Origin of the sequence: Bacillus sp. AP8, from assembly GCF_000321185.1 — a bacterium.
GTDB lineage: Bacteria > Bacillota > Bacilli > Bacillales > DSM-1321 > Bacillus_AD > Bacillus_AD massilioanorexius.
In genome coordinates, this window is the sequence record NZ_CAPG01000088.1 from 1 (window position 1) to 16,433 (window position 16,433).

At 32.4% G+C, this 16,433-nt stretch carries 18 protein-coding genes; 15 read left to right on the top strand and 3 right to left on the bottom strand.

Annotated features, from left to right (window positions below):
* The first annotated feature begins 302 nt into the window (after nucleotides 1-302).
* Entirely contained in the window at nucleotides 303-563 is a 261-nt protein-coding gene (locus BN349_RS20625) for a hypothetical protein (RefSeq protein ID WP_019244209.1), read from the top strand.
* A 31-nt stretch (nucleotides 564-594) separates the two neighbouring features.
* A complete protein-coding gene (locus BN349_RS20630; protein ID WP_019244210.1) occupies nucleotides 595-870 on the top strand; it encodes a hypothetical protein in 276 nt (91 codons plus the stop codon).
* A gap of 350 nt (nucleotides 871-1,220) precedes the next feature.
* On the opposite strand, the gene BN349_RS25565 is transcribed toward BN349_RS20630, so the two are convergent.
* Nucleotides 1,221-1,517 (bottom strand): VOC family protein, encoded by a 297-nt coding sequence (locus tag BN349_RS25565; RefSeq protein WP_232423585.1) that lies wholly within the window; start codon nucleotides 1,515-1,517, stop codon nucleotides 1,221-1,223.
* 270 nt (nucleotides 1,518-1,787) lie between these two features.
* The gene (locus BN349_RS20635; RefSeq protein ID WP_019244211.1) at nucleotides 1,788-2,537 is read right to left on the bottom strand and encodes a MerR family transcriptional regulator; all 750 of its coding nucleotides are present in this window, start codon (nucleotides 2,535-2,537) and stop codon (nucleotides 1,788-1,790) included.
* An 88-nt stretch (nucleotides 2,538-2,625) separates the two neighbouring features.
* On the opposite strand from BN349_RS20635, the gene BN349_RS20640 reads away from it, so the two are divergent.
* From BN349_RS20640 to BN349_RS20700, 13 genes are all read left to right on the top strand, one after another.
* Complete coding sequence (locus BN349_RS20640) at nucleotides 2,626-3,330, top strand: CPBP family intramembrane glutamic endopeptidase (protein WP_019244212.1); 705 nt, start codon at nucleotides 2,626-2,628, stop codon at nucleotides 3,328-3,330.
* 415 nt (nucleotides 3,331-3,745) lie between these two features.
* Nucleotides 3,746-4,387: a peptidoglycan recognition protein family protein gene (locus BN349_RS20645; RefSeq protein WP_019244213.1), complete on the top strand. Its 642-nt coding sequence runs from the start codon at nucleotides 3,746-3,748 to the stop codon at nucleotides 4,385-4,387.
* A gap of 518 nt (nucleotides 4,388-4,905) precedes the next feature.
* Nucleotides 4,906-5,493 (top strand): YdcF family protein, encoded by a 588-nt coding sequence (locus BN349_RS20650; RefSeq protein ID WP_019244214.1) that lies wholly within the window; start codon nucleotides 4,906-4,908, stop codon nucleotides 5,491-5,493.
* Between the two features lie 156 nt (nucleotides 5,494-5,649).
* The gene (locus BN349_RS26490; protein ID WP_232423586.1) at nucleotides 5,650-6,246 is read left to right on the top strand and encodes a bile acid:sodium symporter family protein; all 597 of its coding nucleotides are present in this window, start codon (nucleotides 5,650-5,652) and stop codon (nucleotides 6,244-6,246) included.
* A 16-nt stretch (nucleotides 6,247-6,262) separates the two neighbouring features.
* Nucleotides 6,263-6,610 (top strand): hypothetical protein, encoded by a 348-nt coding sequence (locus BN349_RS26495; RefSeq protein ID WP_232423587.1) that lies wholly within the window; start codon nucleotides 6,263-6,265, stop codon nucleotides 6,608-6,610.
* 121 nt (nucleotides 6,611-6,731) lie between these two features.
* Nucleotides 6,732-7,085: a hypothetical protein gene (locus tag BN349_RS20660; RefSeq protein ID WP_019244215.1), complete on the top strand. Its 354-nt coding sequence runs from the start codon at nucleotides 6,732-6,734 to the stop codon at nucleotides 7,083-7,085.
* 215 nt (nucleotides 7,086-7,300) lie between these two features.
* A complete protein-coding gene (locus tag BN349_RS20665) occupies nucleotides 7,301-8,188 on the top strand; it encodes an aminoglycoside phosphotransferase family protein (protein WP_019244216.1) in 888 nt (295 codons plus the stop codon).
* 509 nt (nucleotides 8,189-8,697) lie between these two features.
* On the top strand, nucleotides 8,698-8,922 hold the full coding sequence (locus BN349_RS20670) for a YczI family protein (protein ID WP_019244217.1): 225 nt from the start codon (nucleotides 8,698-8,700) through the stop codon (nucleotides 8,920-8,922).
* 170 nt (nucleotides 8,923-9,092) lie between these two features.
* A complete protein-coding gene (locus tag BN349_RS20675) occupies nucleotides 9,093-10,277 on the top strand; it encodes a phosphoenolpyruvate hydrolase family protein (protein WP_019244218.1) in 1,185 nt (394 codons plus the stop codon).
* A gap of 127 nt (nucleotides 10,278-10,404) precedes the next feature.
* Nucleotides 10,405-11,637 (top strand): Tm-1-like ATP-binding domain-containing protein, encoded by a 1,233-nt coding sequence (locus BN349_RS20680; protein WP_019244219.1) that lies wholly within the window; start codon nucleotides 10,405-10,407, stop codon nucleotides 11,635-11,637.
* A complete protein-coding gene (locus tag BN349_RS20685) occupies nucleotides 11,631-12,455 on the top strand; it encodes a phosphoenolpyruvate hydrolase family protein (RefSeq protein ID WP_019244220.1) in 825 nt (274 codons plus the stop codon). Before BN349_RS20680 ends, BN349_RS20685 begins: the two co-directional genes overlap by 7 nt.
* Before the next feature lie 617 nt (nucleotides 12,456-13,072).
* Nucleotides 13,073-13,504: a MarR family winged helix-turn-helix transcriptional regulator gene (locus BN349_RS25125; protein ID WP_019244221.1), complete on the top strand. Its 432-nt coding sequence runs from the start codon at nucleotides 13,073-13,075 to the stop codon at nucleotides 13,502-13,504.
* A 153-nt stretch (nucleotides 13,505-13,657) separates the two neighbouring features.
* A complete protein-coding gene (locus BN349_RS20700; RefSeq protein ID WP_019244222.1) occupies nucleotides 13,658-14,566 on the top strand; it encodes a 3-hydroxyacyl-CoA dehydrogenase in 909 nt (302 codons plus the stop codon).
* Between the two features lie 607 nt (nucleotides 14,567-15,173).
* Here BN349_RS20700 and rsgA read toward each other — a convergent pair.
* On the bottom strand, nucleotides 15,174-16,211 hold the full coding sequence (gene rsgA, locus BN349_RS20705; RefSeq protein ID WP_019244223.1) for a ribosome small subunit-dependent GTPase A: 1,038 nt from the start codon (nucleotides 16,209-16,211) through the stop codon (nucleotides 15,174-15,176).
* Between the last annotated feature and the right edge of the window lie 222 nt (nucleotides 16,212-16,433).

Below are 16,433 nucleotides of genomic sequence, written 5' to 3' on the forward strand. Positions count from 1 at the left end.
GATTATATATAGATACCTGACAATACAAATCCCTGCCACTTCATCATCTTTCGGTCTTGATAAGTCACAAAAAACCCTCCTGTGCTGTTTTTCCTAGTATATGTCATTAACACAATAATTATACGAACAAACGTTCTTATTTTCAAGGTGATTCTTTAGCAATGCTGCTATTTTTTATGAGATTATTTAACAATAGTAAAGTATGTGTTATCAGAAGTTCGCCTTTTTATCTGAAATAAAAATCTATAATATGGTAGAATTGGAAGATAAGAGGGCGTTTGCGGTGGGAGAGGCGGTTTGAAATGAGTTCCATTCAAATAAGAAAATCATTAGGTGTGTGTGCTTTTTTATGTTTATTAATTGGCGCTTGGTTTCTCTTTTGGGGAAATACCATGCTTCATATTAATGGTCCATACGATACAAGCATTATTTATACAGCACTTGGATTAGGGTTTATTTTTGCTATTGTAGGCAAAGGTATCTTTAGAACTTTAACCTTAATAGTCATATGTATGTATATTCTGATTATCCTCTTATTTATGGTGGGGAATTTTGGTGGCTAAGAGCTTTCTGCTAAAAAAGGGGGATAATTCGATGAAACAAATGAAAGCATTGATTCTTATATCGATTGTATTAGTTATTATAGGTTTATTTCTTATGTTCTCTAGTTATTCATTAAGTAGTTTATTTATTAAACCTGAGAATATTACTGATAGTATCGAGGCAACAACTCGCTATGCTATGGTACTAAATACGTATCCTAAAAGCTTTTTTGTATTGGGAAGCATGGTTTTAGGATCAGGTCTACTTATAGCAGTGTTTACGCTATGTTACTCAGTGGTCCTGAAAAATTTTAAAGAAACAGCATAAATTCACAGGAAGTTAGTCATCATTTAAAAAATGGATGTGTTTAGATAAGTTTTGTGAATAACATCAATTGATAAAAAGACTGGTTAATTGAGGTGAGCATCCGCATCCGGGAGTGAATTTCAATTTTTGCTCATCACTTGTTCATTGGCAACAAAGTTTACAAAAATAATCTTTAAAAAATCAATAACACCTTTATGAAAGAGAAAGCTATTACTCTAAGTATCAAGTAATAGCTTGATTTTTATTGCTCTGCGTGTAAAACATTAGTCACGCTAAGCTGATTTCCATCGGGATCACTGAAACTAAATCCGCCAAATCCGTGGTTCGGATCGATGTTTAGTGTTCCCACACTAACATTTTTTTCTGAGCCAATTATAAAAATCAGTTAATTGTGGCGTGTAGAAATCAATCACAGAATGAACAATATTGTTATTTGTATTTCTAAAGGACAGCCCATTCAGTTCTGCAGTTTTGACGAGATAAATGGTGGGTACACCTTTGGATTCAAAGGTGAGCATAGCAGTATTGTCATCTTGGAAATGGACTTTTAAGGCCAAAATGTCTGAATACCATTCTAATGACTTATTTAAATTAGATACAGGAATTTCTATAGTCGCTATATGATGTATGAACTTAATAATAAACACTCCTTGGAATATGTGATTTAAATAATTAATATATTCACGATAAGTTTACATTTTTCCTTTAATCAATCCAGGTTGTCAAAACAAGTTAAAAAGATTAGTGGCTATAGATTTTTAAACATGGTTTCATGAAATAGAAAAGTGATTCTTGTTAAGCGGAATCACTTTTTATTTTGAATAAATATGGATCGTTTAAAATGAGTGCAATAGATTTATTCAAACTGTTTTGTTATAAATGAGAAAGGTTAGAAAGTATATTATGCGATAGGGGTGTTATTTTCCATTTTTCTCTTCTTCTTCAATTTGTACATAAACCATACATCTTTCGACGAAGTTTAATGTATTTTCGGAAATTGGATATAGTCCAGTTTTTGAAGAGGGCTGTTTTCGAACTTCCCAGAATTTATCCATTAATTGTGTATTTCCTTGAAAAGTTTCATTTGTTAGCTCTATTAGTTCACAAGCGATTTGATAACCCTCGTTAGATTCAGGGAGGATATTGTGTTTTACGCACCACTCAATCCTTTTCAGTAACGATATATATTGCTGTGTTGTTCGATCATTGTTACTGAGGTTTGGAATAACTTCTTGTAAGAACGATTTTTCATCATCATGAAAATAATCTATCCATTTTTTTGAATCTTTTTGTGGCATTTTGACGAGCTGGGATACACGCTCCCAAGGTAAAGATTCATCAATATCTATCATGTTAATCAATGAAGTTGTATGAGAAAGGCTATTCTGAAGGATAGAGAGCTGATCTTGGAGATAATTATAATGTGAAATTAAAATTTGTTTGTAGCTTAGTCGATCTAATAAATCTCTAATTTTCTCCAATGGAAGTGAGAGTGATTTTAGAATAATAATTTTTTCAAGTGTAAATAAGTCATCCTCTGAATAATATCGTCGTCCATTAGGATCCTTAAAGCTAGGCGTAAGAAGATTTATTTGATCATAATATCGAAGTGTGCGCACAGAAATATTACGTTGCTTACAAACTTGACCAGTAGTCCATCGCTTCATTTTATTCCTCCTAATAATAAAGGTTGAAGGTGACGTAACGTCATCTAATATAGTTGGATTATACCATATAAGGAAAGAAGGATGACGAATGAAGAAAAGGGAAATGAACTGGAAGCAACAAGATTGTTGGGGAGGAAAAGAGTTTCTATTATTGATGCTACTTGAATTTGGATTTGTGATAGGGTTTATTAAATTTATTGTAAAGCCAATTTATTATCATTGGCTTGGTAATGAACTATATGCAGGAACTTTAATGGGACTAACAATAGCAGTTGTCATCATTTTAGGTGTGTATGTTATTGCTCTTCGCCCAAAGAACCTTTCTTGGAGGGAAGTAGGGTTAAGATCATTTTTAAAGAAGGATTATAAACTCATTTTCGTATTATCTATTATATTAATGGTTGGTAGTGTCATAGTAATGATCCTCACAAGCTTTATTGGAAATACGTATGAGAACAGTAAAACGGAGGCTATGAAGGAAAATGTAGCATGGTTTTCTATTTTTATAGCCTTTATTTCTGCAGCGATTGTTTCACCTATATATGAAGAAATCTTTTATCGTGGCTTCCTATATCGCTGGTTACGTACGCGTATAGGTATGAATGGAGCTATTCTTCTAAGTTCATTCATCTTTACAATGATTCATATTCCAACGTATAATGCCATGCCCGTTAATTTTGGGAGTGGGATAATATTTGCATGGGCATATGAACGTACTAATTCAATTTGGCCTTCAGCTATCATTCATGGTTTAACGAATGGAATCATGGTGGTGCTAACAATTATGGGATAGGGAAGAAGGATTGGTGTTATGGAGTGGAGTAACCAATACAAGATATTAAGCATCATTAAAGAAATTTAGGATGAGTTACTCACATTTTATAGTGCATTTAAGTGTCTGGTACATGGTGAAAAGGATATATGAAAAAAGCTTGAAATTAATGGCTACTTTTTAGGATGTAAGATGATATTATGAAAAAGTATCTTAAGAATTTCTTTATATTTTCCTACGTTTTTCTTTAGATTTTACTAGTATCATATGAAGTAACGTTTCATTTAAATAAGTGAACATAAACGCCGTTTAATGAAATAGAAGAGGATTTGTCATCATTTTTTACATACTACTAGACTAGATATTGCTAGCTTGTATCCTTATCTAAGGTACGGTAAATATAAAATATAGGATGAGATAACGAGGGTGTAGCATCATGAAACGCAAAAGATTGAAACGCAAAAAAAGAATACGTGTACTCAAATTGGTATTTGTAGTTGCGTTGTTGTATGTGATTTTTTTTATTTGTAAAGGACCACTTGGACATGTATTAACTGAAAAGAAAATGAATGAGTTAGAAAATATATCGGTTCCTGATTGGATTGATGTACAGCTAATAGATATAGATGGTGTTGCAAGACGTGGCGAGAAATTAGAAGACGTAAAAGATATTGTTGTTCACTATGTTGGAAATCCAGGAACTACAGCGCAACAGAACCGTAATTACTATAATAGCCCTGAATCAGAAGTTAGCTCACACTTTATTATAGGGATTGAGGGAGAAATCATTCAATGCGTACCATTAAATGAAAAATCATCTGCTAGTAATTGGCGAAACAACGATACGATTTCTATAGAGGTATGCCACCCTGACTCAACAGGTAAATTTACACAAGCAAGTTATAATTCTTTAGTTCGGCTAATGTCTTGGTTAAGTGGTATATGTGATCTTGATAAGAATCATTTTATCCGTCATTATGATGTATCTGGAAAGCAATGTCCGCTTTATTTTGTAGAACATGAAGATAAATGGGAACAATTGAAGGTTGATGTTATGAATTACTCTAAGACTAATTAGGATTGAATAATGATTTTGGGTATGATTTTTATAAAGGGATGAAGAATAAAAAACTAAAAAGGTTCCTTCATTATTGGATGCTTGCTGCAATTGTTTGTGGAAGGGATAAGTTTTTTAGTAAATCAGATAAGTTCTGATTAAGAAAAAGTAGCTGCTATCAGCTCTTTATTTGTTTATATTTATCTCATTTAAATGAAATCACGTAATTGAAAAACAAGCACTTGCTGAAAATTTCTCTTTTTCATCTAATGGTAGATGATTGATGATATGTATTAATGAGTGTTAATTTATCAGGCTTATATGGGATTGAATCGCACTCACCAATTATTGGGTGGGAAAATTAGATAATTTATTCTTATGGGCAAGTAGTGCTAATAGGTACCCGTCCATGTTACAAGTTAGTTATGCTTATTAGAGATGAACTATAAGTAAATTTTAAATAAGGTCTAGGATATTTGGTTGAAGTTTCTACTGTTCATCTAAGTTATAATGAAAACAACCTATATATGGAGGAACGTATGATTAAATTGTTGAAAATTGTAATATCATGTATGATTTGTATCACAATAATATATGTAGGATGGGTTCATTATCAAATTCAAAAACAAGCAAAAAGTGACCCTAGTTATGGTGCGGATTATATGATTGTACTTGGTGCAAGAGTACATGGAACAGAACCATCTTTATCTTTACAAAACCGTATCGAGGCTGCTGCTAAATATTTACTGAAAAGTCCAAATACGATAGCGATTGTATCGGGTGGTCAAGGGCATGGCGAAGATGACTCTGAAGCTGAAATCATGAGCAAAGAGTTAATAGCATTAGGGGTTAATAGTGATCAAATAATTAAAGAAGATCAGTCGACGAATACGTATGAAAATATCAAGTTTTCTCAAAGGTTAATAATAGATCAATCAAAACGAGTTTTGGTTGTATCAAATGATTATCATTTATATCGTGCGGTTTTAATTGGTAAGAAATATGATTTACATTTAGAAGCGTTACCTGCAAAAACACCTAAGCAAGCCTTAATGAAATCATATGCACGTGAATATTTAGCATTAATAAAGTATTATTTATTGTCTATGACCAATCAAATAAAATAACAATCTACAGTGTTTAATCCTATTTAATTTATGGTAAACAAATAGGATGGTAGAAATCTTTCTCTCAACTTTATTTAAAATCTTTGAACAGACGTTGATTTAATAAAGGGTGTATACTGTAACGCAGGTATTCTCGTTGAGAAAGAAGGAAAAACCGTGTTAAACAGTTTGAACAAACGACTTCAAACATTGATGCCTATCCTAACTCCTCTTAGCCTTGTTTTGGGTGTTGTGTTTGAAGATATTGGTGGACATTTATTATTTTTAGTTCCTTGGTTATTTGCATTTATGACGTTTGCTAGTAGTTTAAGTATGAACTTTAATGATGTGAAGAGCTTTTCTACCTATCCGAAAATTATTTTGTGGAGTATTGCTTTTTTACATATCATAATGCCTCTGTGGGCTTATTTTTTATCATCTATCATTTTCGATGATTACTTGCTGACAATTGGCTTTATTTTATCCGTAGCTGTACCAATAGGAGTTACAAGTGTTATTTGGGTTAGTATTTGTAGAGGGAATCTTCCGTTATGCTTGTCAATTATTTTAATTGATACATTGCTCTCACCAATTATCGTGCCTACTTTATTACATATTGCTGTAGGAGAAACCATTGCTGTTGACTCACTTTCACTTATAGTAGATTTATTCCTAATGATCGTATTACCATCTGTATTAGGCATAGTGTTGAATGAAATAACTAAAGGGAAGATTCCCATTTTCAAAAAAGCTTGCTCCTTTTTCAAAACTTAGCTTATTTGGAGTTGTCATGATTAATAGCAGTGCTATTGCACCTTATTTGAAGAATATTTCATGGGAGCTCGTGGGTGTTATTCTTGTTGTATTATTCCTTGCTATATTTGGATATACCATCGCATTAATTATGGGACACTTTCTCTGGAAAGATACTCGTATTAAGACAACCTTTGTTTTTATAGGAGGAATGCGAAATATTTCAGTAGGTGTCATAATAGCAACTACTTATTTTCCTGCTAAAGTTGCTATGCCTGTTGTATTTGGAATGTTGTTTCAACAAGTATTAGCCTCATTATTTAGTAAAGTCATAGAAAAATATCAACGTAAATATGGGCTAGCATATGAATCTCCATCTGTATAATGAAAAACGCAACCTTAATAGTTTTAACGGTTGCGTTTTTCATATATTTCGGAACAAATTGAATATAATAACTACTAAAGCAGACATTCATAATATTATTTAAGGAGATGTAGATATAGATATGAATTTTAATATGAAGGTAGCAAATCTTTTAGCTGACAATATAAAAGAATTCGTTGAATATGTATATAAAAGTCAAAATAAAGAGAGTTTTCTTTTAAATGCAGATAAAATGTATCAAATTAAACTTTTAGCAGAAGAATTTAAGTTCCAAATAACAGCTGAAGAACTTCATAGAATCAATCAGTTCACCTGGAATGAAAAGTACACTCATTTATTAGTGAATGATTTTAAAAAAGGGATAGATGTTATTGATGAGTATGTGGTTAGAAATTATGATGATTTATTTATTTTAGGTGGTAGGTTATACACGCTAAACAATCTCATTAAATTATTATTAAAAGGCGAAATATAGGAGCTAGTCGGGTCAAAGAATGGAATATGCATTTAATAATAGAAAAGTAGTTCGTCAATTTACCCAAAAACAAACTTATCCTTTTAAATCAAAAATGGCAAGGGGAGTATTTTAGCTGCCGTCAAAAATGATACAATAACTTGTAAGTTCATTAGAAACATTCATACATAATTAATCATTTAAGGCACAAAGAACTATTGTGGAGAGGTAGTATTATGGTAGATATCAACGTAGATTTAGTTAGACAATTAATAAATGAGCAATTCCCTAATTGGTCAAATTTAGAAGTGAAAACTGTTCAAAATAGCGGTCACGACAATAGAACGTTTCACTTAGGAGAAGATATGAGCGTCAGATTGCCAAGTGCGGCTGCTTACGTACCCCAAGTTGAAAAGGAACATAAATGGTTGCCAATATTGTCTCAGCATCTTTCCTTACCGATATCGACTCCTTTAGCGAAAGGTGAACCAAGTATAAATTATCCATATCCTTGGTCTGTTTATAAATGGTTAGAAGGTGAAACCTTAATTCAAGAAGTGATCGAAGATAAAGTTCAGCTTGCAAAAGATTTAGGAAGATTTTTAGTTGAATTACAATCCATTCAATGTAGTGGTGGACCAATCGCTGGAGATCATAACTTCTACAGAGGTGGAAATTTAGCAGTCTATGATAAAGAAACGAGAAATGCTATTAAGAATAATACTGATATTTTTCATGAAAGCATATTAGAAGAAATATGGGCATTAGCGCTAGAATCACAATGGGAGTTGGAACCGGTTTGGATTCATGGTGATATAGCACCTGGAAATCTATTGGTGAAAGAGGGTAGACTCTCCGCTGTTATCGACTTTGGAATTCTAGGTATAGGTGATCCTTCATGTGATGCAGCAATGGCATGGACTTTTTTTGATGTTCATAGTAGAAAGGTTTTTAAGAATGAGTTAAAAATGGATAATCAAACTTGGAATAGAGCGAGAGGCTGGGCTTTGTGGAAAGCACTCATTACTTATGATGGTCATAAAAAATGTAACAACCTAATAGTACAAGAATCGTTTACAACAATAAAAAAAGTAATAGAGGATTTCCAACAGAACGTTAAGTAGCATGTATCATTAAGACTGTCCTGATGGGACAGTCTTTTTTTATATGGAAGAAGGAAATCGATTAGAAGAATAAAAGCATCAATATATTATGGTAAAATGTAGAAGTTATGTGAATCTTCGGGGAAACGTAAGACAAACAGATTTCTACTACTAATTTTGGCTTATCCAATTTGTTATTTTTATATATTTTTGTTAAAGGCGGACTAGTAAGCTTTCATTCTTTCGCTGCAAATTTTTTCTGGATCACAGCTGGTTTATTAGGGATTATTTGAGGTGAATATACGTTATTTAGGTGTAATCTTCCGAATATACATATTATGGTTTCATTCGAAGCAATTATTATAGGGTTGTTTATTGTGGGGCTCTTCCAATTATCTTATATGATAACTTCCATGTGACATTTATTTTATCAAAAGATTGAATGAATAGAAGAATGAGCAGTTTTATAAAAGTTTAGCAAGTGAAGAGATAATGGAAGATTCTTCAATTGAAGGTCGGGAGGAAAAGACATGTTAAGAATAGTACAATTTGTGTTTGGTTTGTTGATATTAAGTTTATCTATATACTCTGTCATAACAAATAACTATAAATATCAATCATTTATGATGTTAAGTCTAGGTGCAATGACTTTAATTATGGGTATTTCTGAACTTCAAAAAAAACGAAAAGTAAATGCAACCATTTTAATGCTTTCCTCTGCTTTTGTGCTTTTTGTTTCAGTGTATACTTTGTAAGTAGACATAATCTGATTGTGTAAAGTTTATATAATCAACAGGAACTTATATAGATAGTGAGATAGGTAGCAGGAGATGAGTGTTTCTGTAAACTTGTTTACCAAATCACATTCATGTCATAATAACTGTATGATCTATTCAGTAGATTAATATATTACGTGGTGAAATTCATGTTAAATAGAGAAGAAATATTATCCCGATTTAAAGACCAAATAAAAACAAATCAGCATTTAATTGGTGTTGCTGCAGGATCAGGTTTAACTGCTAAGTATGCAGAAGAAGGTGGTGCTGACTTTATATTAGCATTAAGTTCAGGAAGATTTCGACAAATGGGAGTAAGTTCATTAGCTGGATTTCTAGCATATGAGAATAGCAATAAGATAGTAATGGATTTTGCAACCAAAGAACTTTTACCGCTAATAAAAAATATCCCTGTCTTTTTTGGTATTAATGCGACGGATCCCACGATTCAATTAGAAGAGTATATAAATGAAATAAAGAACAATGGATTTGCTGGAATTAATAATTTTCCTAGCGTCGGACTTATCGATGGTCATTTTAGAGAAGCTTTAGAGCTGCAAGGTATGTCATATGATAAGGAAGTTGAGGCAATCCGTATTGCAAATGAGAAAGGCTTATTTACTGTAGCATTTGTATTTGATGAGATGCAGGCCGTTAAAATGCTAGAAGCAGGTGCGGATGTTATTTGTATTCATTTTGGATTAACAGAAGGGGGGATATTAGGAGCTAAAAGAATATTATCCTTACAATCTGCTAAAAAAATAGCTGGAAAAATAGTGAATACATGTAATGAAATAAATCCGAGTAGTATTAAAATGGTCTATGGAGGTCCGGTGAATAAACCTATCGATGTACAATTCATGTATGATGATTCAGAGATAAAGGGTTATATTGGTGGTTCAGTATTTGAAAGAATTCCTACAGAACAAACTGTTACCCAAGTTACGAAATCTTTTAAACAAACAAATGACTTTCATTATGATGAATTGATTCAAAAAATTATTGATGGTATAGGTAGCCAAGAGGATTATGTAGAATTCGTTAAGAAATATATACATGTAAATTATATGGAGGAAATTAACTTATATGAAATATCCAAAATATTAAATCTTTCTCGTTCTTATTTAAGTACACTATTTAAAAAAGAAGTGGGTCTAACTTTTACGGAATACTTAATCGAATTTCGTTTGAATCGAGCGATAGAAATAATGAACAAAAAGAACCTTCCTTTACATATTGTAGCCGAGATGGTAGGTTATCCGAACTATTCTCAATTTAGTAAAATCTTCAAGAAGCATAAAGGGTTGTCACCAAACAAATATATCGAAATCTAAAATAAAGACAAATATGTTTAACATAAACACATTAACTTCCTATAGTGAAAGCGGTATCATTTAATCAAAGATAAACGGTACCGTTTTCTTGCGTCTGTCAATTTAAGGTGTGAAGGGAGAGAAAAGTTTGAAAACAATTGCTTTAGCTGGAACATTAGATTCTAAAGGTGAAGAATTCTTATATGTGAAAGAACTGATTGAATCATTGGATTTGAAGGTATTGACTATTAATACTGGTGTATTTGAACCGATGTTTGAAGCAGATATTTCGAATGCACAAGTTGCAGAAGCCGCTGGGGAAAATATAAAAGAAATTGCGGCCCAAAAAGACCGTGCTTATGCAACAGAAATATTGGCTAAAGGAATGGAAATCTTACTACCCCAACTATATGAAGAAGGCAAATTTGATGGAATCTTATCATTTGGTGGAACTGGAGGTACTTCCATTGTCACTCCTGGTATGAGGGCATTGCCAATTGGTGTACCTAAAGTGATGGTTTCAACAGTAGCTTCTGGTAATACGGAGCCATACATCGGCACAAGCGATTTAATTATGATGCCATCTATTGTAGATGTTGCTGGATTAAATGTCATCTCTTCTAAAATATTTACGAATGCGGTCTTTGCTATTGCTGGAATGGTTAAATTCGAATCTATCAGTAAAATAAAGAAAAAACCACTAATTGCCGCTTCGATGTTCGGAGTAACAACTCCATGTGTGACACATGCAAAACACTATCTGGAGGAAAGAGGCTATGAAGTACTGGTTTTCCATGCAACGGGTGTTGGGGGACGTACGATGGAGAATCTGATATCTAATGGTTTTATAGATGGAGTACTAGATATAACAACAACAGAGTGGGCAGATGAATTGATCGGGGGAGTACTTGCAGCAGGTCCCAATCGTTTAGAAGCAGCAGCAAGAAAACAGATACCACAAGTTGTTTCTGTCGGTGCATTAGATATGGTGAATTTTGGACCGTTTGATTCTGTTCCAAAAGAATTTAAAGGTAGAAATTTATATAAACATAATCCAACTGTCACTTTAATGCGCACCACTATTGAAGAAAACAGAAAAATAGCTGAAGTGATCGCTGAAAAATTAAATTTATCCCAAAAAGATACGGTCCTCATGCTGCCTATAAAAGGTGTATCAGGACTTGATGTGGAGGGACAATCTTTCTATGGTCCAGAAGAAGATCAAATGCTATTTGATTCGTTGAAAGGGAATATAGATCAAAATAAGGTAGAAATTGTTGAAATGAATACAGATATAAATAGTAAAGAGTTTGCGGAAGCTGCAGCTGAGAAACTATTACAATTATTAAAAAATAAAAAGGAGCTCGAATATCTATGCTAACAAGAAAAGAAATAATAGAAAGATTTAAAGAAGAGATTGGCAAAGGAAATATTCTCTTAGGTGTAGGTGCTGGTACAGGGATCACAGCAAAAAGTAGTGAAGCTGGAGGAGCAGACATGTTAATTGTCTACAACTCAGGTCGCTATAGAATGGCTGGACGTGGATCTTTAGCTGGTTTATTATCTTACGGAGATGCGAATAGCATCGTTGTCGAAATGGGGAATGAAGTATTACCTGTTGTTAAGAATACGCCTGTATTAGCAGGAGTAAATGGAACAGATCCATTTAAAGTTATGGATGTTTTCTTAAAACAGCTAAAAGATCAAGGATTTAGCGGTGTTCAAAACTTTCCAACAGTAGGATTAATTGATGGTGTTTTTCGTCAAAACTTAGAAGAAACAGGCATGAGCTATGATCTAGAAGTAAAAATGATTAAAAAAGCGCATGAATTAGATATGCTTACGACACCATATGTATTTGATGAAGAGCAAGCTAAAAAAATGGCTGAAGCTGGAGCAGATATTTTAGTAGCTCACATGGGATTGACAACAAAAGGAACTATTGGAGCACAAACAGCACTAACTTTAGATGATTGTGTGGAGCGTATTCAAAAAATAATAGAAGCTGGAAAATCAGTAAATTCAGAGATTATGGTCATTTGTCATGGAGGCCCAATTGCAGAGCCTGAAGATGCAGCATATGTAATAGGAAAAGTAGATGGAATTGTTGGATTTTTTGGAGCGTCAAGTATCGAAAGATTTGCAGCTGAAAAAGGTATTACTGAGCAATCTAGAGCATTTAAAAATATTAATAGATAAAACTCTTTTTTAAAAACAAAAACGAAGGAATGCTTTGTCATTCCTTCGTTTTTGTTTTGTTATAAATGATCATTTTGAGTTAGGTTTCTCCGATTAATTTCGATATTCCACTGATAGAAAAACACGAAAATAATTGTTGTGTAATTTCACCAAAATTGTTGAGAATCAAAACGAATATGAAATGTAATGATAGTAAAAGAAATAATTAGAATAATCAGTACTAAAAGATACCTCTTTTTTGACAATGGAAGAAATAAGGAAGAACCTATTAATAGGATTGTAACTACCCAAAGTATTAAACAGACTCCAAAATAATATATGACGATACTTAAAATAGAAACAGATAAAATAGATGCAGCAATAAAAAGTAAAAATAAGTTCATAATTAAATATATTATAGTCTCCTTAACACGAAATGCTAACAATAATATATCATACCAATCTGAAGGATCCTATTCTAAATAGAAAAACGTATAGTTAAAATTACTGTGAATAGTATGAAAATTAATGATTGAGCAAATAATTTTACATTTAATAAATAAAGTAATATAGTTAGTTATAGTTACTAACTATATTATGTTGGTAATGAGAAATAAAAAGTTAGCAAAGGAGTTGCTATGGATCTTTTTTCAACAGTATACCGTTTCAACAAATGGTATGTTATAAGACTTCAGGAAATTTGTTCTGTCAGTGGGATTACTCCGGTGCAATGGCTGGCTTTATATCATGTATCCTTAAATGAAGGTTGTACGAGCAAAGACATCACAAACGAATGGTCTGTTGAAAAACCAACAGTATCTTATGTTATTCGTAAATTAAACGAACAAGGTTTTTTAAAGTTTACAAGTGGAGAGGACAAGCGTCAAAAATATTTATCGTTGACGAAGGAAGGGAGAATCCTTTGTGAAGAGATAAATGTGAAAGTTATAGAACTCCAAAACTTTGTTACAGAACCATTTACAGAAGAAAAAGTGAATGATTGGACAAAACAACTAGAAGTGTTAGGGAAACGAATGCAGCAATACGAACCACATCATACAAACAAATAATGATACCTTTCATTTGTTTGTAAATTTGCGGATTGAAAGGTAATTTCAATCTATGTATTAGTAATGGGACAATTTGGGGAAGTTGTCTGTAGGGAGAATTTTTTATTTTTTCATGCAATTTGCGGTCAAATGAAAAATAAGGGGATGAAATAAATGGAATTTAAAAATATTACAGTTGCTGGTAGTGGAGTTTTAGGTAGTCAAATTGCTTTTCAAACAGCTTTTAAAGGTTTTAATGTGACCATATATGATATTAATGAAGAGGTAATTGAAAAAGCTAAAGAAAGAATTACAAATTTAGAAAAAACATATATGGATTATTTTAATGGTGAACAAGAAGCTGTTAAAACAGCTCAATTACGTATACAATATGCTACTAATTTAAAAGTTGCAGTAGAAAATGCGGATTTAGTTATCGAGGCAATTCCTGAGCTAAAAGAAATTAAGAAAAGTTTTTATGAAGAGCTAGGAAAGGTAGCACCTGCTCATACAATTTTTGCTACAAACTCTTCTACAATGCTACCAAGTCAATTTGCTGAATTTACAGGTCGTCCAGAAAAATTTTTAGCATTGCATTTTGCTAATCATGTTTGGATGAATAATACTGGAGAAGTAATGGAGCATCCAGGTACAGATAAAAAAGTTGTTGAATCTGTTTTACAATTTGCATCTGCTATTGGTATGGTTCCGCTTCATATAAAAAAAGAACAACCAGGTTATATATTAAATAGTTTACTAGTTCCATTATTAGACGCAGCGCAATATTTGTGGAGCAATGATGTTTCGGATCCATATACAATTGATAAAACATGGATGATAGCAACAGGTGCACCAATGGGACCTTTTGCTATTATAGATATTGTAGGCCTACAAACCGTTTACAATATTGTAAGTACAAAGGCTGCTCAAAATCCAAATTCAGAAAATAATGTTTACAAAGCAATAGCTGATTTAGTAAAAAGGGATTTCCTTGATAAAGGGAAGATGGGGATTCAGTCAGGAGAAGGATTTTATAAATACCCAAACCCAGCTTATAAGGAAAAGGAATTTTTACAACCTTAAGTATGAGAATTTATTAAGTAAATAGTTTAACAATCTTTTAGAAAACGGTAATATTAATAATTTCCAAGAAGCATTCATTTGAAAAATATTAGATGAATGCTTCTTTTTAGATTAATCTGCTTTGACAGTGTTATTTTTATTTAACCATTAAATTAAACTAATGGAAGAGTATTTTAAATGAAAATTTATTCGAAGAAGAACAAGACCAAGCTTTAAAACTACTTACTAAAATGTCTTTAAATGCCGATCGTTCCTTGAATGAAATAAGATAGTGACCATGATTGGTGTAGATAGAAAAGAATAGCATTATCCCAATTAGAAATATCTTGAAAAACTACTCTGGTTGTAAATATGCCTGACAGCAGTACAGAACAAGTAAACTTATGAGGGAAGTGGTCTCGACCTTGTCTCAGGTATACGTCCGCAATATACGGAATACTTTGTTCAATTGAATTTGAGTACGTTGTTCTAAGTAAACCCCTTGATAACTCTTCTTAGAGTCATCAAGGGGTTTATTATTTCTTTATCTATAACTACGTCATACTTGATTTGAATCCATACTTGGACCCTTAATGCAGGAGTGACGGAATCTAGTAGTATCTTTTTATTATATTTTATTCGTTTTAAGAGATTTTTTAATTTTCTTCCACTTTTCTTTTTCAGCTCTCATTAAATGTACGTCTTGTTTACGCAGATGATAGGCAATTTCTTTTTGAAGTTTTTTATAGCTTTCATATCTTTCGTTTTCTAACGAACCATTTTCAAGTGCTTTCTTAATGGCACAGCCAGGTTCATTATTATGCGAACAATCTGTAAATTTACATTGCGATACTAGTTCATCAATGTCTTGAAATACTGTAGAAATACTTTCACCACTGCTCCAAAGTTGTAGTTCCCTCATACCTGGTGTATCAATAATAAGTGCTCCGTTTGGTAAGGAGAATAATTCTCGATGTGTAGTCGTATGTTTTCCTTTATCATCATCATTACGAATTTCTTGTGTTTTTTGAATTTCGACACCCATTAGAGTGTTTAGAAGAGTGGATTTGCCAACACCTGAAGATCCAACTAATGTGATCGTATCTCCTTTTTTTAAATAGGGTTGTAACTCTTCTATTCCTTCTCGTTCAATACTACTAATCGCAAACATTGGAACGCCAAAAGCAATTTTTTCAGCTTCATGAAGTTTTATTTCAATATTTTTACACAAATCTTTTTTAGTGAAAATAAATATTGGCGAAGCACCACTTTCATAAGCTAATGTTAAATAACGTTCTAAGCGTCTTATGTTAAAATCATCATTTAATGCGTTAACAATGAACACATAATCAATGTTGGTAGCAATAATTTGTTCTTCTGTTTTTAATCCAGCTGCTTGTCTCGCAAAACTACTTGAGCGAGGTAATACTTCATGAATTAATGCTTTTCCATTATCTAATTTAGAGAATAGAACAAAATCTCCAACAGCAGGATAGTCATTTCTTGAGGTAGCTTCAAATCGAAATTTACCTGTAAGCTCGCCAAGGTATTCTGTATTACCATCACTAATTCGATACATATGCTTATGTTCAACGATCACACGTCCAACTGAACCTTTATTTATTTCTGGTAGTTCACCTTTAAATCCTAAATCTTGAATAGTCATTTAAGTCCTCCTGTTTTGTACGAAGGACACAAATTAGAGTCATGCCCTTCGTGTTACTCCATAATCACCCATACATTAATTAGTGCAATTGATTTAGTTTCACTCATATTCATCACTCCATTTCTGAAAGTTTTCTTAACAGAATTAGTATATAACGTCTTAACTAATAAAGATACATCATTCAAAAAAATCTTATCTTTTGCTATTAATAAAAAAATCTTT